The organism is Luteococcus sanguinis (genome assembly GCF_039527675.1).
GTDB lineage: Bacteria > Actinomycetota > Actinomycetes > Propionibacteriales > Propionibacteriaceae > Luteococcus > Luteococcus sanguinis.
This window is the reverse complement of sequence record NZ_BAAAKI010000025.1, coordinates 131,396-149,427: the sequence shown is the minus strand read 5'-3', so window position 1 is coordinate 149,427 and position 18,032 is coordinate 131,396. Positions and strand designations below refer to the sequence as shown.

Annotated in this window: 18 protein-coding genes, 1 tRNA gene and 1 riboswitch; of the genes, 5 read left to right on the top strand and 14 right to left on the bottom strand. The window is 69.4% G+C overall.

What is annotated here, in order from left to right; translation table 11 throughout:
* Positions 1-67 precede the first annotated feature (67 nt).
* Complete coding sequence (locus ABD089_RS13630; RefSeq protein ID WP_343887009.1) at positions 68-355, bottom strand: cell division protein CrgA; 288 nt, start codon at positions 353-355, stop codon at positions 68-70.
* Positions 356-424: 69 nt separating this feature from the next.
* Here ABD089_RS13630 and ABD089_RS13625 point away from each other — a divergent pair, with 69 nt between their 5' ends.
* Positions 425-1,204, top strand: a complete 780-nt coding sequence (locus ABD089_RS13625; protein ID WP_343887008.1) for a DUF881 domain-containing protein — start codon at positions 425-427, stop codon at positions 1,202-1,204.
* Positions 1,205-1,261: 57 nt separating this feature from the next.
* Here the strand turns inward: ABD089_RS13625 and ABD089_RS13620 are convergent, their stop codons facing one another.
* The 4 genes from ABD089_RS13620 to ABD089_RS13605 are packed head-to-tail and all read right to left on the bottom strand — an operon-like array spanning position 1,262 to position 5,434.
* On the bottom strand, positions 1,262-2,026 hold the full coding sequence (locus ABD089_RS13620) for an ECF transporter S component (RefSeq protein ID WP_343887007.1): 765 nt from the start codon (positions 2,024-2,026) through the stop codon (positions 1,262-1,264).
* Complete coding sequence (locus ABD089_RS13615; protein WP_343887006.1) at positions 2,023-3,636, bottom strand: ABC transporter ATP-binding protein; 1,614 nt, start codon at positions 3,634-3,636, stop codon at positions 2,023-2,025. The genes ABD089_RS13620 and ABD089_RS13615 overlap by 4 nt, the downstream gene beginning before the upstream one ends.
* Positions 3,633-4,772 carry a CbiQ family ECF transporter T component gene (locus ABD089_RS13610; RefSeq protein WP_343887005.1) on the bottom strand — a complete coding sequence of 380 codons (1,140 nt, stop codon included), beginning with the start codon at positions 4,770-4,772 and terminating at the stop codon, positions 3,633-3,635. Before ABD089_RS13610 ends, ABD089_RS13615 begins: the two co-directional genes overlap by 4 nt.
* Positions 4,773-4,783: 11 nt before the next feature.
* Positions 4,784-5,434 carry a hypothetical protein gene (locus tag ABD089_RS13605; RefSeq protein ID WP_343887004.1) on the bottom strand — a complete coding sequence of 217 codons (651 nt, stop codon included), beginning with the start codon at positions 5,432-5,434 and terminating at the stop codon, positions 4,784-4,786.
* Between the two features lie 74 nt (positions 5,435-5,508).
* A riboswitch (cobalamin riboswitch) is annotated at positions 5,509-5,656 on the bottom strand.
* Between the two features lie 18 nt (positions 5,657-5,674).
* Here ABD089_RS13605 and ABD089_RS13600 point away from each other — a divergent pair.
* Complete coding sequence (locus tag ABD089_RS13600) at positions 5,675-6,310, top strand: aminodeoxychorismate/anthranilate synthase component II (RefSeq protein ID WP_343887003.1); 636 nt, start codon at positions 5,675-5,677, stop codon at positions 6,308-6,310.
* A 52-nt stretch (positions 6,311-6,362) separates the two neighbouring features.
* Here the strand turns inward: ABD089_RS13600 and pknB are convergent, their stop codons facing one another.
* From pknB to ABD089_RS13565, 7 genes are all read right to left on the bottom strand, one after another.
* Entirely contained in the window at positions 6,363-8,492 is a 2,130-nt protein-coding gene (gene pknB, locus ABD089_RS13595; RefSeq protein WP_343887002.1) for a Stk1 family PASTA domain-containing Ser/Thr kinase, read from the bottom strand.
* A gap of 106 nt (positions 8,493-8,598) precedes the next feature.
* Positions 8,599-10,026 (bottom strand): peptidoglycan D,D-transpeptidase FtsI family protein, encoded by a 1,428-nt coding sequence (locus tag ABD089_RS13590; RefSeq protein ID WP_343887001.1) that lies wholly within the window; start codon positions 10,024-10,026, stop codon positions 8,599-8,601.
* On the bottom strand, positions 10,023-11,399 hold the full coding sequence (locus ABD089_RS13585) for an FtsW/RodA/SpoVE family cell cycle protein (protein WP_343887000.1): 1,377 nt from the start codon (positions 11,397-11,399) through the stop codon (positions 10,023-10,025). The genes ABD089_RS13590 and ABD089_RS13585 overlap by 4 nt, the downstream gene beginning before the upstream one ends.
* Complete coding sequence (locus ABD089_RS13580; RefSeq protein WP_343886999.1) at positions 11,399-12,829, bottom strand: PP2C family protein-serine/threonine phosphatase; 1,431 nt, start codon at positions 12,827-12,829, stop codon at positions 11,399-11,401. The genes ABD089_RS13585 and ABD089_RS13580 overlap by 1 nt, the downstream gene beginning before the upstream one ends.
* Entirely contained in the window at positions 12,829-13,263 is a 435-nt protein-coding gene (locus ABD089_RS13575) for an FHA domain-containing protein FhaB/FipA (protein ID WP_343886998.1), read from the bottom strand. The genes ABD089_RS13580 and ABD089_RS13575 overlap by 1 nt, the downstream gene beginning before the upstream one ends.
* 4 nt (positions 13,264-13,267) lie before the next feature.
* Positions 13,268-13,981 (bottom strand): FHA domain-containing protein, encoded by a 714-nt coding sequence (locus ABD089_RS13570; protein ID WP_343886997.1) that lies wholly within the window; start codon positions 13,979-13,981, stop codon positions 13,268-13,270.
* 244 nt (positions 13,982-14,225) lie between these two features.
* A complete protein-coding gene (locus ABD089_RS13565; protein WP_343886996.1) occupies positions 14,226-14,588 on the bottom strand; it encodes an MGMT family protein in 363 nt (120 codons plus the stop codon).
* Positions 14,589-14,705: 117 nt separating this feature from the next.
* Here ABD089_RS13565 and ABD089_RS13560 point away from each other — a divergent pair, with 117 nt between their 5' ends.
* On the top strand, positions 14,706-15,431 hold the full coding sequence (locus ABD089_RS13560; RefSeq protein WP_343886995.1) for an SGNH hydrolase domain-containing protein: 726 nt from the start codon (positions 14,706-14,708) through the stop codon (positions 15,429-15,431).
* An 87-nt stretch (positions 15,432-15,518) separates the two neighbouring features.
* Here ABD089_RS13560 and ABD089_RS13555 read toward each other — a convergent pair whose 3' ends face one another.
* Together ABD089_RS13555 and ABD089_RS13550 are read right to left on the bottom strand one after the other, a co-directional pair.
* Positions 15,519-15,896: a globin gene (locus ABD089_RS13555; protein ID WP_343886994.1), complete on the bottom strand. Its 378-nt coding sequence runs from the start codon at positions 15,894-15,896 to the stop codon at positions 15,519-15,521.
* Positions 15,897-15,946: 50 nt separating this feature from the next.
* Entirely contained in the window at positions 15,947-16,399 is a 453-nt protein-coding gene (locus tag ABD089_RS13550) for a lamin tail domain-containing protein (RefSeq protein WP_343886992.1), read from the bottom strand.
* 156 nt (positions 16,400-16,555) lie between these two features.
* On the opposite strand from ABD089_RS13550, the gene ABD089_RS13545 reads away from it, so the two are divergent.
* Positions 16,556-16,638, top strand: a tRNA-Leu gene (locus ABD089_RS13545).
* Positions 16,639-16,877: 239 nt separating this feature from the next.
* The gene (locus ABD089_RS13540) at positions 16,878-18,017 is read left to right on the top strand and encodes a tyrosine-type recombinase/integrase (RefSeq protein WP_343886991.1); all 1,140 of its coding nucleotides are present in this window, start codon (positions 16,878-16,880) and stop codon (positions 18,015-18,017) included.
* Positions 18,018-18,032 lie beyond the last annotated feature (15 nt).

Sequence of the window (18,032 nt, the reverse complement as noted above, 5' to 3'; positions counted from 1 at the left end):
CAACCCAACGGGGGTCCTCCCTTCACGTCAACCCGCCAACTGTCATGAACGTCCCTGCCACCAACAACTAGGTCCAGAGGGTGGCCAGGCCGAAGCTGGCGGCCATCAGGCCCATGCCGATGGCGATGTTCCAGTTGCCCAGGTCGCGCATGCCCGGGATGTCGGTGCCGGCGATGTAGTAGAGCACCAGCCAGATCACACCGAGCAGGCCGACCGGGATGAACACCCACGGCACCCAGCTGCGGTTCTTGGGCAGGCTCTTGCGCGCCACGGCGGCGCGCTGGTCCTCCAGCTCGTGCGCCTTGATGTCCTTTTGCTTCTCGGCAGCTTCCTTGCGGGGCTTCGACTCGGGCAAGGTTCATCTCCTGTTTCGGCGCCGGACGTGGTCCGGCTGGGGGTCTTCCTCGCGGGCTAGCCTAGTCGGGTGGAGCACGAGACGCTGAGTGGGCGCTTCGGCGCGAGCCTGCGCCGGGCCGCCCGCCGCAACCGCGGCCGGCGGGTCAGCGGCCCCGGCCGTGTCGCATCGCTGCTGGTGATTGCCCTGGCCGGCTTCATGATGGCGAGCTCCGCGACCACCTCGAGGGGGACCGATCTTCGTCCCAACCGCAACAACGACCTGATCGGGCTGGTGCAGGGCCGAGCGCAGGAGAACCGGGCACTGTCACGCCAGGTGGAGCAGTTGCGCACCGAGGTGGACGCCTTGTCGGGCCAGACTGCCGCGGACCCGACCATCGCGTCCGAGTTGGCGACGGCGGGCGCGCAGGCAGGTCTGAGCGCGGTGAAGGGGCCGGCGGTGCGGGTCACGCTGACCGATGCGCCGCTGAGCGTCCAGCCCGCCGGCCTGGACCCTGACCTGCTCGTCGTCCACCAGCAGGACATCCAGATGGTCGCCAACGTCTTGTGGGGTGCGGGCGCTGAGGCGATGACCATCCAGGACCAGCGGATCACCTCGATCACCGGCATCAAATGCGTCGGCAACACGGTCGTCCTGCGCGGCATCCCCTACGCGCCGCCCTATGTCATCACCGCGATCGGTGACCCGGACGCGATGGAGGCTGCGCTGGCGTCCTCGGACGAGGTGCGGATCTACCGGGAGTACGTGGACGCCTACCACCTCGGCTGGTCACAACAGCGGCTGGCCAGCGCGACGCTGCCGGCCTATCAGGGGCTCTTGGACCTGAAGTCGGCGACAGCTCAGCCCTAGTTCTTGCGGTGCAGGTGGCCGGAGGGCCCCGCAACAGACTCGGGGCACACGATCAGGTCAGTCGAAGGCAGCGCGACGGGCGGCCCGGCGCAGCACCCTCAGCAGCGCGGGACCCAACAAGACGATGAAGGCCGCATTGCTGATCGCGCGTCCGGCATCCCAACCCATGGCGGTGGCCAGCTTGTAGAGCAGAAAGTGGTGCATGTTGGTCCACGCCGAGGCCGCGCCGTCGAAGCTCAGCTGGGTCTCGTTGCCCAAGCTGAACGGCCAGAAGGCGAAGTCCATCAACAGGCCGTAGCCGAAACCCGCCACCGCGCCGTAGGCCGCCAGCAGGGCGACCTCCGCTCGTCCGGACACGCGGGGCAACAATCCGGCGACCAGTCCGACGAAGCCCGCCGCCAGCATCTGGTAGGGCAACCACGGGCCGACGCCCGCCATCAGCAGCGCGGACACGAACAGCGTCGAGTTGCCCAGCAGGAAGCCGAAGCCCGGGCCGAACACGCGGCCGGCCAGGATCACCGTGAAGAAGACGGTCTCCAGCCCGGCGGTCCCGGCGCCGAGCGGACGCAGGATCGCCCCCACCGCCGACAGCACCCCGAGCAGCGCGAGCGCCTTGACCTCCAACCCGTCCGAACTGATCTCGGCGACGGCCAGACCGATCACGGCCGGCAGCACCAGCGCGAACAGCAGCGGCGCCTGCGAAGCCCCGTCCATCGAGGCGGACGGCGGCCACAACAACGGCCAGCCGAAGGCGAACAGGGCCAGGGCGGCCGTCACGGCCAGCGCGAGCCGGGAGCGGTGGGTGAGGGCGACGGCATTCATGCGCGCACCAGCAACTCGGCGATGTCGTGCGGGGTGAGCACCGGCGCCGGGTGGAAGACCTTGGCCGTCTGCGGCGCGAAGACCGGGGACGAGGTGCAGACCTCGCGGGTGGGCCCGTCGGCGACCACGTCCCCGTCAGCCATCACGATGGTGCGGGAGGTGGCGGCGGCCGCGAACTCGACGTCGTGGGTGCTGACCAGCACGGATGCACCGTCGGTGGCGAGCCGGTCGAGGATCGTGCGCAGGTGCTGTTTCATCGCGTAGTCCAGCCCGCGGGTGGGCTCGTCCAGCAGCACCAGCCTGGGTGAGGCGGCCAGCTGGATCGCCAGCACCAGCGCCAGCCGCTGCCCCTCGGACAGGTCGCGCGGGTGGCGCTCATCGGGCAGGTTGGCGCCCAGATCGTCCAGGATCGCGCGGGTGGTGCCGGGGGCGGCGCCCGACTCGACGTCCGCCTGTGCGCACTCGTCGGCCACCGAGTGCAGGTAGAGCAGGTCGGCGGCGTTCTGGGGGACGAGCGAGACGGCCTCCCGGGCGCGGGCGGCGGGGACGGTGCGGGGGTCGATGCCCCCGACGTCGATGGTGCCGGAGCTGGCGGTCGCGCCCTGCAGCGCCCACAGAAGGGACGACTTCCCGGCGCCATTGCGCCCCATCAGGGCGGTCACCTCACCGGCGTTGAGGGTGAGGCTGAGTCGGTCGACGGCCAGCAGGTCGCCGTAGGTGACGGTGAGGTCGGCGACGTGGGCGGCACCCATCGACAGGCTCGGGGAACGGTTTGGGCGGCTCAGGCTTGGGGAGCGATCGGACAGGATGATCTTTTCCCGGGCGACGCGACGACGGGCGTCCCGAACCGACAACGGAACCTGGTCCCAGCCCAGCATCCGGGCCAGCTCACTGAGCGGGGGCACCACGTCGGCCCGGGCCAGCACCTCGGCCGCGGGGCCGAGCTCGGCGCGTCCGTCGCCGGGCAGCCAGAGCACCTGGTCGGCGGCCTGCATCACCCGCTCCAGCCGATGCTCGGCCAGCACCACGGTCAGCCCCACCTCGTGCACCAGCGTGGTGATGGAGGCGAGCACGTCCTGCGCGGCGGTCGGGTCGAGCGCCGACGTGGGTTCGTCGAGCACCACCACCCGGGGCTGGGCTGCGAGCACGGCGGCGATGGCAACGCGCTGTTGCTGCCCTCCGGACAGCTCCACCAGCGAGCGGCGGCGCAGGTCGGCGATGCCCATCACGTCCAGGGTCTCCTCGACCCGCTTGCGCATGGCGTGCGGTGCGATGCCCAGTTGCTCCATGCCGTACGCGACCTCGTCCTCGACGCGGTCGGTGACGAAGCCCGACAAGGGGTTCTGCCCGACGAAGCCGACGGTTTCGGCCAGGTCGCGGGGGCGGAAGTCGGCCGTCGATCGTCCGTCGACGAGCACCCGTCCGCGCAGGTGACCGCCGCTGAAGTGCGGTACCAGCCCGTTGATCGCACCCAGCAGCGTCGACTTTCCGGTGCCGGTGCGTCCGACCACCAGGCAGAGGTCGCCGTCGTCGATGGTGAACGAGACATGGTCCAAGGTCGGGCGGGTTGCCTCGGGGTAGGTGATGGTGACGTCGTCGAAGGTGATCACAGGTCGTCCCGGGCGGGCGCGGGCGTCGTCAGCAGCGGCGACGCGAGGGCGATGACGGGCAACAACATCAGCGGGTGCAGCTGCGGCCACTCGGGCGGCGAGGTCACCGGCGTCATCTCGACCGGTAGGGCGCTGCCCAGCCAGACCACGCACGCCAGCGCCGAGAGCCCAGCGGCCACGACCGACCACTCGGGGCGCTCCCAGACGTCGGGACGGTAGCGGGTCACCTGGAGTCGTCGTCCGGACGTGCGCAGCCCCAGCCACGCGCAGCCGACGCCGGCCAGCACCATCAGCCAGGGCCAGCGGTGCAGTGTCGCCAGCGTCAGGAAGAGGCCGTTGACCAGCAGCAACATCGCCCCGACCAGCAGCGACGTGGTGCCCCAGCCAACCCGCGCCTGCTGGTTGGTGCGGCCATAGCCCCGCGACTCCATGCCCGCAGCCAGCTGCAGCGAGCGTTCGATCGAGTCCTCGAGCACCGGGACGACGACCGCTCGCACCGCACGCCAGCCGGTCGACGCGCCGCCACGCAGGCGTCGCGCCCGCCGGACCCGCTGGACGCTCTCGATCAGCTGCGGCGCGACCGACAGCGCGATCACCAGCGCCACCGAGAACTGGTACAGCGCCGGCGGGACCGCCCGCAGCGCGCGCTTGGGGTTCGCCAGCGCATTCGCGGCGCCCACGCACAGCAGCATCCCGACCAGCTGCAAGGAGTCATACAAGGTGTAGAGCAGCGCGTCCAGGGTGACCGGACCGCCAAGCCTGATGCCCGCCATCCAGGCCGGCAACTGCAGCTGGGGCAGCGTGAACAGCACCGTCCCGGACCGGTTGAGCCCGATCAGCACCTGGCTGGTCATCCGGATCGCGACGATCACCAGCGCCACCACCAGGTAGGCGCCCGCGGCCCGGGCCCAGGGTGCGCGCGTCCGCCGGCCCCCGACCACCAGCCACACCGCCACGGTCATCAGCACCACCAGCAGCGGGTTGTGCACCAGGCTCACCGCGATCGCCGCCGACAATGCCCAGGCCCACCACGCCATCGGGTGCACGACGCGGCCCACCCGCCTCGCGGAGGAGGTGGGTGGGGCGGCGGGTGCCTGGACGAGGGGTGCCTGGGCGACGCGGACCGAGCGGGCCATGACGGCGGTGGTCAGCGCGTCTGGTTGCGGCGCCAGCCGAGGTAGCCGGCTCCGGCGGCGAGCAGGACGGCGATCGTCCCCAGCACGCCCCACGGCGTGGACGAGGAGTCGTCCGCGGTGTTGGTGGGCGCACCTGAAGCGGACGCTGACGCCGACGCCGACGCCGACGCCGACGCGGGGGCGGAGGCAGCGGCGAGCGACAGCACCGGCATGTCACAGCTCTTGGTCTTGGGTGCGTTGTAGCACCAGCCCTGGACGCTGCCGGCGGCCGGGACGGCCTCGTCGGCACCCTTGGGGGAGAAGGTCCACTTGCCCCCGGGGGTCAGCGTGTAGTAGCTCCAGAACTGCCCGTTGGAGGTGGCCGGGCAGGCGGCGGGGTAGCCGCCGATGGTGCAGATGAAGTTCGACTTGTCGCGCACCAGCTTGAGGTCGGCGGCCTGCAGGGCCTCGGTGCCGGTCTTCGGGGTGCCCACGCACTCGTTGGCCAGCTGCTTGTCGGCATCGGTGACCACCAGCAGCCAGACCTTGCCGGCCGCGACGCAACCGGCGGCGGTGCTCTCGTCTGCGTGGGCGGGGGAGGTCAGTGCGGGGGAGGCGGCGAGCGAAAGGCCGAGCGCGGTGGCGGCCAGGCCTGCGGCGAGGCTCGAGGGCTTGCGGAACATTGGAAGTGGGTCCTTTCCTGTGCGCCGCGAGCAGGGAGGTGGGGCCCTGGACTCTCCCGCGGCCTCGACGGGTTCGTGAGTCATCGTCACCGGCAGGCATTCCGACTCGGGACCTCTCACGCGGATGCGCGGGGCGTGATCCCTCACGGCTGCGGGTCAGTTCCGGTCTCGCACCGGATTCCCCTGACGGCGACTGGGCAAACCTACTCCGGTTGCTGTCCGCGCGGCACAATGGCCCCCATGGCCCGCATTCTCGTCGTCGACAACTACGACTCCTTCGTCTACAACATCGTCCAGTACCTGTACGAGATCGGCGTGGACGAGCTGCAGGTCTGGCGCAATGATGACGAGCGTTTTTCCTCTGCTGACTGGGCGGACGGGTTCGACGGCGTGCTGCTGAGCCCCGGCCCCGGGACGCCCGAGGAGGCCGGCGTCTGCGTCGAGTTGCTGAAGACCACCAGCGGACGGGTGCCGATCTTCGGCGTCTGCCTGGGTCTGCAGTCGATGGGGGTCGCCTTCGGCGGCGTCGTCGACCGGGCCCCCGAGCTGTTGCACGGCAAGACCTCGGACGTCTTCCACGAGGGCCAGGGCGTCTTCGCCGGGCTGCCCAGCCCGATCACCTGCACCCGCTACCACTCGCTGGCGATCGTCCCGGAGACGCTCCCGGACGTGCTGGAGGTGACGGCCCGCACCGAGAGTGGGGTCATCATGGCGGTGCGGCATCGGGAACACCCGACCGAGTCAGTGCAGTTCCACCCGGAGAGCGTGCTCACCCAGGGTGGCTACCAAATGCTCGCCAACTGGCTCGCGACCTGTGGGGACGAGGGCGCCATCGAGCGGGCAAAGGACCTCACCCCCCTGATGCGGCTGGGCTGACTCGCCGGGTGCCACCAGGCCGGGCCGAAGACACCGGCCAGCACGGCTTCAATCAGCTGGGCGTTGAGGTTGCCGCGCTCGAGGCAGGAGCGGACGCGCGTGACGGGGTGGCCGGTGCGCTGGTGGCCGGTGCCGTGTATCTGCCGACGTAGATCGTGATCACCTGGTCGGTGGAGTAGCTGCCCGTGCCGGGGGCCTGCTCCACGACCAAACCGTTCTGCGTCTCGTCGGTGACGTCACGGGTCAGCACGACGACGTCCGAGGTGAAGCCTGCATCGGCGATGGCCGCGACAGCCGCGCCCTGGGTCTGGCCCACGGTGTCCGGCAGGGTCACCGTCGCGGGCGTCGTCTGGGTCGGCTGGGCGGTGCTGGTGGCGGCCGTGGGCTGGAGCGAGCCCAGCGAGACCGTGATCTTCTGCGTCCGTTCGACGACCTCGTCGCCGTTGGGGGACTGCTTGGCCACCTTGTCGACCGAGTCTGCCGCCCCGGGCACGCGGGTGTCGGAGACCTCGAGCTCGAAGCCGGCGCTCTTGGCCTTCTGGGCGGCCTGCTCCTGCGTCAACCCCAGCAGGTTGGGGACGCTGGACTTTCCAGTCGCCAGCGCGAGGGTGAACTTCTGCGTGGCGGGCACGTCGGCCGCCTCGGCCGGGTTCACCGCGACCACCTGACCCGCCTCGAAGTCGAGGTGCGCGTTCTCCTGCGCGGCGGTCGCCTCGGTGAAGGTGATCTTGTCCTCGTCGAAGCCTGCGTCCACCAGCAGCTTCTTCGCCTCCGCCTCGGTGGCGCCGATGATGCCCTTGGGCACCTTGGAGGTCTTCGGACCATCGTTGACGGTGATCGTCACTGTCGACCCGGAGGCGAGTTCGCCAGCATTCGGGTCTTGTTTCGTGACCGTTCCGACCGTCGAGTCGTCCGCACCGGTGACGTGCTCGGAGGCGACCTCGAAGCCGTCGCTCTCCAGCATGTTCGTCGCCTGGGTCTCGGTGAAGCCGACATAGGAGCGCACCGGGATGAGGTCGTTGGTGCCGTTGCCGGAGTTCAGGTAGACCGCGACGCCGAGGCCGATCACGGCGAGCAGGCCTGCCAGCGCGAGCACCACCCACAGGATCGGGTTGCGGCGCTTCTCGTCGACCGCCTGCAGGGAGCCCGTCTGCCCGGCCAGGGTGTCCGGCGGCAGGGTGTCCGGCGGCAGGGTGTCGAGGTTGGTCTGGTTCGCCGACGCCGCACCGATGGAGGCCGCCGCGGCGGCCCCGGCGGCGGGAGCGACCTGCGTCACGGCGGTCGGTTCCGCAACGGTCATCGGCGGGACCACGGGGGCGGCCAGCACCGGCTCACCGGCCAGCAGGCGCGAGATGTCATCGCGCATCTCCTTGGCGTCCTGGTAGCGGTCGGACGGGCTCTTGGCCAGCGACTTCAGCACGACGGCGTCCATCGCGGGGGTCAACTCGGGGTCCAGGTGGGACGGCGGGGTCGGGGTCTCGCGGACGTGCTGGTAGGCGACGCTCACGGGGGAGTCGCCGATGAACGGCGGACGTCCGACGAGCAGCTCGTAGAGCAGGCAGCCGGCGGCGTAGACGTCCGAACGGTTGTCGACCTGCTCGCCGCGGGCCTGCTCGGGGGAGAGGTACTGGGCGGTGCCGATCACGGCGGCGGTCTGCGTCATCGTCGCGGACGTGTCGGCGACGGCGCGGGCGATGCCGAAGTCCATCACCTTCACGCGTCCGGACGGGGTGATCATCACGTTCGCGGGCTTGATGTCGCGGTGGATGATGCCGGCCTTGTGGGAATAGGCCAGCGCGTCCAGCACACCCTGGGCGAACTCCAGCGCGAGTTCGGGCCGGATCCGACGGTCCTGCCGCAGCAGGTCGCGCAGGGTGTGGCCCTCGACCAGTTCCATCACGATGTAGGGCACGTGGAGCCCGGTCTTCTCGTCCACCTCCTCGCCCGTGTCGTAGGTGGCGACGATGTTGGGGTGGTTCAGCCCGGCGGCCGACTGCGCCTCGCGGCGGAACCGGGCCTGGAAGGTGGGGTCGGTGGCGAGGTCGACGCGCAGGCGCTTCACGGCGACCTCGCGGCCCAGCCGGACGTCGTGCGCCTTCCACACCTCGGCCATGCCTCCGCGTCCGATCACCTGGTCGAGCGCATAGCGATCACCAAGCAGCGTGCGGCTGTCGTCGCTCATCGGCTCATCCTTTCGGTCGGGCAACCGATCCATTGTGCGTGGTCATTGTGAGAAGGGGGTGAGGGGAGGCTGAGGGGCGCCGCAACCGCGCCGCGTGACGGTGTGTTCATCGCATGGCCTCCACCACGGACGCGAAGACCGGGCCGGCCACTCTTCCGCCCGCAATCTCGCTGCGCTCGATCTTGGAGTCCTCCACGAACACCGCGATGGCCAGGTCGGGATCCTTGGACCAGCCCACGAACCAGGCATAGGGCGGACGGCTCGGGTCGGACTGTGCGGTTCCGGTCTTGCCACCGACGGTGACCCCGGAGACGGCGGCCCGCTGGCCGGTGCCCTGGGTCACCACGTCCACCATCATCTGTTGCAGTGCCTGGGCATTCGTCGTGCTCATCGCCCGCTGGAGCTTCTCGGCGCTGTGCGAGCTGATCACCGACAGGTCCTGCGCGCGCACCTCCTGCACCAGGTAGGGCTCCATCGCCTGTCCGTCGTTGGCGATCGCCGCGGCCACCATCGCCATCTGCAGTGGCGAGGCGGCCACCTCGTACTGGCCGATCGCGCTCATCGCGAGCTGCGGCTTGTCGACGGTGTCGGGGAAGACGCTGGTGGCTGGCTCGAGGTCGTCGGAGTAGCTGGAGTCGAAGCCGAACTTCTGCGCCTGCTCGCGCAGCTTCGCGTCACCGAGCGTGAGGCCCAGGTTCGCGAAGGCCGTGTTGCAGCTGACCTCCAGCGCGTGTGCGATCGTCGACTTCGACCCGCCGCAGTCGACCTCGTTGGAGAGCTTGGACGTGCTCTGCGGCAAGGTCATCGACGACGGGGACGCGACCTGGGTGTCGGCGCTCATCCCATTCTCCAGCGCCGCGGCGGCGGTGACCAGCTTGAAGGTCGAGCCGGGCGGGTAGATCTCGCGGGTGGCGCGGTTGGCCATCGGGCGCTCGGTGTCGGCGTTGAGGCTCTTCCACGCGGTCTGCGCGGCCTTCAGGTCGGTGGTGCTGAGCGTGTTCGGGTCATAGGACGGGCTGGAGACCATCGCCCGGATCGCGCCGGTGGAGGGCTCGATCGCGACCACGGCACCCGTCCGGTCACCGAGGGCCTGCGCGGCAGCCTTCTGGGCGCGGGCGTCGATGGTGGTGTAGACGCTGGCTCCGGCGCGCTTCTTGCCGCTCAGCATGGCGACCACATTGCGGAAGAACTGCGAGTCGTCCGAGCCGGAGAGCTGCGTGTTGTAGGTCTGCTCCAGCCCGGAACGCGCGTAGTCGTAGGAGTAGTAGCCGGTGACCGGCGCGTAGAGCTCGCCGCTGGAGTAGTTGCGGACGAACTTGAACCGTCCGGTCGCGGCCTTGGTGGAAGCGATCGGGGTGTTGCCCACCATGATCGCGCCGCGGTCCTGCGCGAACTCGGCCTCGCGGGTGCGGCGGTTGCGGGGGTCATTGTTCAGCGAGTCGGCCCGGACGACCGACAGGATCGTCAGGTTGGCCAACAGGGCGAAGAACATCAGGGTGGCAACGACGGCAAGGCGTCTGATCGGACGGTTCATGCGCGCACCGCCGGGATCACTTGGGTGTCGTCGTCGGAGATGGTCAGCTCCCTCGAACTGGGGGCGGCAACGGTGGGGATGCGGGCCTGGTGGGAGATCACCAGCATGATCGCGACGATCACCCAGTTGCTGATCATCGACGACCCGCCGCGGCTCATGAAGGGCGTGGTCAGGCCGGTCAGCGGCAACAGGCGGGTGACGCCGCCGATGATCGCGAACACCTGCAACGCGAACACGAAGCTCAGGCCGGCGCCGAGCAGCTTTCCGAAGGGATCATTGCTGGCCAGCGCCATGCGCAGGCCGCGGAAGACGATCAGGGCGTAGACCATCACGACGGCCATCAGCCCCAGCACGCCGAGCTCCTCGCCGATCGCGCCGGCGATGAAGTCGCTCTTCGCCAGCGGGGTCAGCCCCGGTCGTCCCAGCCCCCAGCCGCGGCCGGTCAGGCCGCCCCAGGCGTAGCCGAACTGCGCCTGGATCACCTGGTAGTTGGAGTCGTAGTCGTCGAAGGGGTGCAGCCACGAGCTGACGCGCACCCGCACGTGCCCGGCGAACTGGTAGGCGAGCAGGCCGCCGACGGCGGTCATCACGAGGCCGAGGATGGCCCAGCCCGCCTTCTCGGTGGCGACGTAGAGCATCATCACGAACAGCCCGAAGAACAACAGCGAGGTGCCCAGGTCGTTCTGGAAGACGAGCACGGCGAGACTGGCGAGCCACATGATGACGATCGGCCCGAGGTCGCGCAGACGCGGGAACTCGATGCCCAGCACCCGGCGCCCGGCCAGCGCGAGCACGTCGCGGTGCTCGGTCAGGTAGGCCGCGAAGGCGATGGCCAGCAGGATCTTCGCGATCTCGGCGGGCTGGAAGGAGTAGGGGCCGAAGTGGATCCAGATCCGGGCGCCGTACTGTGCGCGTCCCAGCCCGGGAACCAGCGGCAGCAGCAGGAGCAGCAGGCCCGAGAGGAAGAAGATGTACGGGAAGCGCTGCAGGCGGCGGTGGTCGCGCAGCACGACGATGGTGGCGGTGAAGGCGATGACGCCGAGCAGGGTCCACAGCAGCTGGGTGCGCGCGTCATGGGCGACGGGTTCGCTGACTTGGTCGAGCCGGAAGATCATCGCCAGCCCGAGGCCGTTGAGCAGCAGCACGCAGGGGACGATCAGCGGGTCGGCCCAGGCCAGCTTCCAGCGCACCAACAGGTGGACGGCCAGGCCGATCGCCGCCCACACGCCGACGATCCGTGGCCAGGAGGCCGGGATCTCGCCGTAGAGGTTCATGTTGGTCAGTGCCCAACCGCCCAGGCCGAGGGCCAGGGCGAAGAGGTCCATCAGCAGCTCGATGTTGCGCCGCTTGCGGTAGACGAGCACCTCGTCCATCAGCACTCTCCCTCGGACGGGGTGGGAAGCGCTGTCACCGCCTGGCTGGGCGTCTGGGTGGGCAGCGCTGCGGTTTCGCTCACCGAGGCGGTGGGGCTCACGGTGCTCACGGGCGCGTTGGCCGTCGCGGACGCCGACGCGGACGCAGAGGCCGAGGGGGCGGTCTGGCGCTGGGCCCGGATCCGGATGCACTGGTCGGCACGGACCTTGAGCTCGGCGGTGGTGGTGCGGGCCGCCTCCAGCGATGCCACCGGGATCGTGGAGCGCACCTGCTGGCGGTAGTAGGCGGGCAGGTCGTCCACGAGCGTCGACTCCGCCTCGGCGACGTGGGAGAGCTTCTTGCCGAAGACATTGCCCGGCACGCCCTGGAAGATGGCGACCCGCGAGGCGTCCTCACCGACGTAGTACTGGCCCTGGGTGTAGCGCCAGGCACCCCACAGGGCGGCGGCCGCGAGCAGGGCGACCGACGTGAACAGCGCCAGCGTGGCGATGACGGGGCGTCGGCTGCGGGCGCGGGGCGCATAGCGCAGCACCTCCTCGTCCAGGTGCGGCACCTGGTCGGGGGAGGTGACGAAGCGCTCGGCCTCGGCGGCGGGTTCGGGGGCCAGCACGACGCCCTCGGCGCCGCTCAGCGTGTGGTGCTCCAGGATCGGGGCGGTGTACTCGGCCGCGGCGCCGATCGTGGTGCCCGGGAGCGCGTCCAGTTCGTCCGACTGCGGGACGACGTCCGAGACCACCACGGTGATGTTGTCGGCACCGCCACCGCGGTGGGCGAGCTGCACGAGTTGCGCGACGGCGGCCTCGGGGGTGCAGTCGCGCATCGCCCGGGCCATCTCGGTTTCGGTGGTGAACCCGCACAGCCCGTCCGAGCAGAGCAGCAGGCGGTCGTCCAGCTGCAGGTCGACGGTCTCGAGGTCGGGTTCGTGGGTCGACTGGCCGTTGAGCACGCGCAGCAGCAACGAACGGTGCGGGTGGATCGCGGCGTCGGCCTCGGTGATCTTGCCCTCGTCGACCAGCGACTGCACCCAGGAGTGGTCATGGGTGAGGCGGTGCAGGCGTCCGCCGCGCAGCAGGTAGGCGCGGGAGTCGCCGATGTGGGCCATCGCCAGCTGGGTGCCGGTGAACAGGGCCGCGGTGACCGTCGTCCCCATGCCGTCCAGCGCGGGATCGGCGTCGATCAGGTCGGCGATGGCGTCATTGGCGCGGCTCAGCGCACCGGCCAGCACCTCGTGCGCCTGGTCGAGTTCCTGCCGGGAGTCGACCTTGCTGATCTGCTGGGTCGCGACCGAGGACGCGAGGTCGCCGGCCGCGGCGCCACCCATGCCGTCGGCGACGAGCAGCATGTTGGGCGAGTGGAAGCCGGAGTCCTGGTTGTTCTTGCGCACCAGGCCGATCTCGGAGTGCGACCGGGTGTCGAGGCTGAAGACCATCAGCCCTCCAGGCGCAGTTGGGTGCGGCCGATGCGCACCACATCGTCCGGCGTGATGATGGTCGGGGCCTCGATGCGCTGGCCGTTGACGTAGGTGCCGTTGGTGGAGTGCAGGTCTTCGACGATCCAGCGGTCCTGGTCGTCACGCAGCACGTGCGCGTGGCGGGTGGAGGCGTAGTCGTCGTCGATCAGCACGGTGGAGTCGGCGGCGCGTCCGATGCTCAACAGGTTCTGGTCGAGGCGGTAGGCGGCGCCCTGGGAACGTCCCTCGGTCACGATCAGGCGGCGCGGCCCGGTCGGGACGTCCTCGGTGCGTGCGCGGGTGACCCGCTGGCCGAAGATGTCGGTGCGGATGACATTGGCGGCGAACAGGATGAACAGCCACAGCAGGGCCAGGAAGATGATCCGCAGGCCCACGACCACGATTTCGCTCAAAGGGCTACGCTCCCGCAGGCGAATGGACGAGCATGCGCGTCGAGCCGATCTCGATGCGGGAGCCGTCGTCCAGGTTCGCGTGGGCAACCTTCGCGCCGTTGACGATGATGCCGTTGGTGGAGCCGAGGTCCTCGATGCTGATCGCCAGTTCCTCACCGGCGCCGTTGACGTGGATCTGGGCGTGACGACGGCTGACCCCCGGGTCGTTGATGCGCAGGTCGGCCTCGGAACCGCGTCCGATCACCAGGCCGGGCGGGGTGAGCGGGTGGCGCACACCGTTGACCTCGAGCACCAGCGGGGCGCGTCGGATCATCGTCGTGGACGCGGGCCCGTCGGCCTGCTCGATGCCAGCCATCGCCTGCGACTGCACCTGGAAACGGCCGGTGGGCAGGTTCGGGGCGAGCTCGTAGGCGATCGCGATCGGGCCATTGAAGACGTAGTGACGCTCGGCGGCGTGCTCGCGCAGCTCCGGGACGATCTCGGCGGTGAGGGTCTTGGAGTAGGGCACCAGGCGGTCGTAGTCGTGCTGACTGAGCAGGACGGTGAACTCGTTGGGCACCAGGCGCTTGTCGCGGCTGAGGAGCTTGGCCTCGGAGTCGAGCTCGCGCTGGAGGCGCTGGGCGATCTCGACGGGCTGCACGTCGCCCTTGAACGCGCGCGCGAAGACGCCGCTGACGGCACCCTCGATGCGGTTCTCGAACTTGTCGAACAGTCCCATGGACCCTCCTCTCCACGCGTGGCCCAGTTGATACTACTGACCAACAGCTGAAGGCCCCAGTCCTTCAAGGGCAGGTTGAGACCACGGTCTGACCGGGTTGGGCCCCTGGGGTGGGTTCCTGCTCGCCTGTTGGTCGTGAGCTGTGTGCGATTCCCACTGGGATGGCAGGGGAAATGGGCTTGTGAACGATCCAAGCGCTGATCTATGACCGTTGGGCCCACAACCTCGGTGGATCACCGGTCGGTCAGGTCATGGGTCGGTCAGGTCGCTGGTCGGTCAGGTCGTTGGTCGCGCGCTGCCACTGGTCGTTGAGCTCATCCAGGTCGGCGCGGTGGTCGGCGAACCGGCAGCCGCGGCCGTTCGGCTTGAGCGTGATGCCCTCCGCCCGCCAGTGGGGTTCGGCCTCGGCCAGCAGGTGGCTTGGCAGGTCGCCGGAGTGGTTGGTGATGCGCCACCAGCAGACCTGCGAACCCCACTGAGCCATCACCCGCCCGACGAGCCGTGGTCCGGTGCCGACGATGGACGCGACGTCGCCGTAGCTGGCGACGCGTCCGGCTGGCACCAGCTCGGCGCAGCGCAGCACCTTCTCCACCAGCAGTTCGTCCACGACGCCGACGCTAGTGCGTCACTTCTGGTTCGCGGGCGCTCCCGCCCGCCCGTGGTTGGGCGCGCTCATCGGCCCCGCCGGAGGCTGGCCCACAAGGACATCCCGGCGGTCTACGGCATGGACTGCCAGATGGGTGTCGGGGAGACGACGCCCCGCGACGACTGCGTCGTCGGCAACTCGTCCGGTTCGGTGCGGGTGGCCCTCGTCGGCGACTCCAAGGCCACCCAGTGGGTCGACGCGCTGACGGAGATCGGTGCCGTCCACGACTGGCGGATCGAGCTGTACCTGAAGGGTTCGTGCTCGTTCAACGAGGCCATCCCGCTGGAGGCCGGAAAGCCCTTCCCCGAGTGCGGGGAGTTCGTCCGCAACTCCATCGCCCGGCTCCAGACCCCTGAGCACCGCCCGGACGTGGTGATCGTCAGCGGCGTGCGCAGCAGCCGGAACTTCCGCGCCGCGAAGGTTGACCAGGACACCATCGACGCCTACGTGAAGTCCCTCACCGCGCTGCGGGCCACCGGCGCGAAGGTGGTGACGATCGCGGACAACCCGAGCAGCACGTCCACGGACTTCCCTGCCGGCAAGACGGTGGACGAGTGCTTGGTGCAGACCAAGGGGGAGGACTTCTCGAAGTGCTCCTTCCCCAGCAGCGACGGGCATGGGACGCCGGCCCTGAGGCAGGCCAGTGCGCGCGTCCCGGGCGTGCAGTTCGTCTCGATGAACCAGTGGATCTGCCCGGACCAGAAGGTGTGCCCGGCGGTGATCGGCGACGTGCTCATCTACCGGCAGGGTTCGCACCTGACCAACACCTATGTCCGGGACGCTCGCCCCGATCCTCAGCCGTGAGTTACTGGCCGTGGGCGTCGTCGACAGCGCGCTGCCCCTGCCTGCCAAGTGATCCCTGCCTGCCAGTGATCCCCTGAAGGGCGTCGGTCACTCGAAGGTGTTGACCAGCGAGTGGGCGGCGCGGGTGAGGTAGTCCCGCAGTTCGGCGTCGGCCTGGGGCGCGAGTTCCAGTTCGTCCACGCTCGTCAGCATGTACTTCAGCCAGGTGTCGCGGGCCGCGGGGGTGACGCGGAAGACGTTGTGCCGCATCCGCAGGCGTGGGTGGCCGCGCTGCTCGTGGTAGGTGGTCGGGCCTCCCCAGTACTGCTCCAGGAACATCCGCAGCCGCTCCTCGGCGGGGCCGAGGTCTTGTTCGGGGTACATCGCCCGGAAGTCGGGGTCGGCGGCGACCTGCTCGTAGAAGCGGTGCACCAGCTTCGTGAAGGTCTCGTGGCCGCCGACGGCGTCGTAGAAGGTCTCGCTCACGCCGTCGATTCTCCCAGCCCCGGCAACTGGCGCCGGGTCGGCGTCGCGGTTCAGCAGTACTTCGCCCCGCCGCGCTCGCCCTGCTTGTAGGTGCAGACCTTCATGATCGTCGTGCCCTTGCGCAGGGTGGCGACGTCGCCGGTGTTGTTCCAGACGTAGCCGTTGCGCTTGGAGTTGAAGTAGACGTGGGACGCGGAGTTGGTCCCCTGCCCGCTGTGCAGGGTGACGGACGCGCCGCGCTTGAGGGTGAAGTTCTTCGGGAAGGCGAAGGTGTGCAGGTTGCCCTTGTCCTTCACGGTCCAGCCGGTCATGCTCACGGCCTTGGAGCTGACATTCTTGATGACGATGTACTCGCTGTTGTAGCTGGCGTTGTTGGACTTGTCGGTACCAGGAGGGTCCGCGACCCACTTTGTGAAGGTCACCGGCGTCGCGGCCTGCGCGGGCAGGGCGGTCGCGGGGACGAGGACAAGTGCGGCGGCAATGGCCAGGGCTGCGGTGCGCATGGGGATCCTTTGTGGGTAGCTGATCCCATTGTTATGGGGCGCTCGTCCAGTAACGCTGTTCTGGGGACGAGCGTCAGGCGCCCATCAGGCTCGATGTGCGTCGGGCGCGGCGCTTGTGCTAAGTTCTTCCAGCTGGCTTCGCAAGAGGTCGGTGTTGCGCGAGTGGCGGAATGGCAGACGCGCTGGCTTCAGGTGCCAGTGTCCCTTGGGACGTGGAGGTTCAACTCCTCTCTCGCGCACAACGATGTATGGTCCCCTGACTACATCAAATCCCCTCTGACAAGGACTTCGGTCCTTCTCAGTTGTGGACTCTCATGGACACGGATGGCCTTCAGAGGCCTCCCATTCCCCACGTATTCCCCACGGTTCCCCACGTATTCCCCACGACATCCGGGGCGTGGGGAACATCGTCGGCTTCGCCCGCTGTCCACCCAAGCGTCCTCGTGCCCGTTACGAAGCGTGACGGGAGGGGCGCATCATGGGTAGACCACGGGCCAAGGGCAAGCGCGGCTTCGGTGAGGTCGGCCAGCTGCCGAGTGGGCGGTACCGGGCGCGCTACACCGGCCCCGACGGCAGCCGGCACAGCGCTCCGATCACCTTCGTCGCCCGGATCGACGCCGAGGGGTGGCTGGTCGACCAGGAACGGATGATCAGTCGCGGCGAGTGGGAGCCGCCGGCCCGTCAGGTCCGGGAGGTTCAGGAGGCGCCCCTGCTGCTGGGTGATTACGCCGCTACCGTGGTGGTCCGCCGCCGGATTCGACCCGGCACGGCGGCGCTGTACGCGAAGCTGCTCCGGTTGACGATCCTTCCGGCGTTCGCCACGCGGCCTCTGGGCGAGATCACCGCCGCGGAGATCTCCACCTGGTATGCCGGGATGCGGTCGACGCCCACCCAGCAGGCCAACGCCTACGGGCTGCTCAAATCGATCTTCAAAGAGGCCGTCGAGGAGCGGCTCGTGGAGGTCAGCCCGTGCCGGGTGAAGGCGGGCACCCAGAAGGAGCGGGCGCGGGAGATCGACGTGCTCACCGTCGACCAGCTCAACCGCTACCTGGCTGCCGTGCCCGAGGCGCGTCGGGTACCGCTGTTGCTGGCCGGTTGGTGCGGGTTGCGTTCCGGCGAGGTGCGGGGGCTCCGCGTTCGTGACCTAGATCTGGACATCGGTGTGGTGCATGTCCGTCAGGCCGTCGTGCGACTCAAGGGGCAGCTCCTGATCGGCCCACCCAAGACGGACGCCGGGGTCAGGTCGGTATCCATCCCTCCCCACCTCCTTCCGGCGTTGCGGGAGTGGGCGGCGCGCCAGCCGGTGCGTGATCGGGAGGCGTTGCTGCTCCCGGCCAGGGATGGACACTCGCCGCTCAACGACAGCGTTCTGCGGGTTGCCCACGACAAGGGCAAGGCGGCCATCAACATGCCTGGCTTAACGGTTCACGGGCTGCGTCATACGAGTGCGACGCTGGCCGCGCAATTGGGAGCCACCCTGGCCGAGCTCCAGGCGCGGATCGGACACAGTACGCCGAACATGGCCATGCGCTACCAGCATGTGGCGGCCGAACGCGACGCTCAACTGGCTGCACGCATGTCGGCGTTTGCGACAGGACGTTCAGCCGTAGCTCGGTGAGTCGCCAGACGATGA

Coding starts and splice junctions, on each gene's coding strand:
- ABD089_RS13620 (WP_343887007.1), bottom strand. CDS start 2,026: ATGAATGCCGTCGCCCTCACCCACCGCTCCCGGCTCGCGCTGGCCGTG.
- ABD089_RS13610 (WP_343887005.1), bottom strand. CDS start 4,772: ATGGCCCGCTCGGTCCGCGTCGCCCAGGCACCCCTCGTCCAGGCACCC.
- ABD089_RS13605 (WP_343887004.1), bottom strand. CDS start 5,434: ATGTTCCGCAAGCCCTCGAGCCTCGCCGCAGGCCTGGCCGCCACCGCG.
- ABD089_RS13600 (WP_343887003.1), top strand. CDS start 5,675: ATGGCCCGCATTCTCGTCGTCGACAACTACGACTCCTTCGTCTACAAC.
- pknB (WP_343887002.1), bottom strand. CDS start 8,492: ATGAGCGACGACAGCCGCACGCTGCTTGGTGATCGCTATGCGCTCGAC.
- ABD089_RS13590 (WP_343887001.1), bottom strand. CDS start 10,026: ATGAACCGTCCGATCAGACGCCTTGCCGTCGTTGCCACCCTGATGTTC.
- ABD089_RS13585 (WP_343887000.1), bottom strand. CDS start 11,399: ATGGACGAGGTGCTCGTCTACCGCAAGCGGCGCAACATCGAGCTGCTG.
- ABD089_RS13580 (WP_343886999.1), bottom strand. CDS start 12,829: ATGGTCTTCAGCCTCGACACCCGGTCGCACTCCGAGATCGGCCTGGTG.
- ABD089_RS13570 (WP_343886997.1), bottom strand. CDS start 13,981: ATGGGACTGTTCGACAAGTTCGAGAACCGCATCGAGGGTGCCGTCAGC.
- ABD089_RS13560 (WP_343886995.1), top strand. CDS start 14,706: ATGGACTGCCAGATGGGTGTCGGGGAGACGACGCCCCGCGACGACTGC.
- ABD089_RS13550 (WP_343886992.1), bottom strand. CDS start 16,399: ATGCGCACCGCAGCCCTGGCCATTGCCGCCGCACTTGTCCTCGTCCCC.
- ABD089_RS13540 (WP_343886991.1), top strand. CDS start 16,878: ATGGGTAGACCACGGGCCAAGGGCAAGCGCGGCTTCGGTGAGGTCGGC.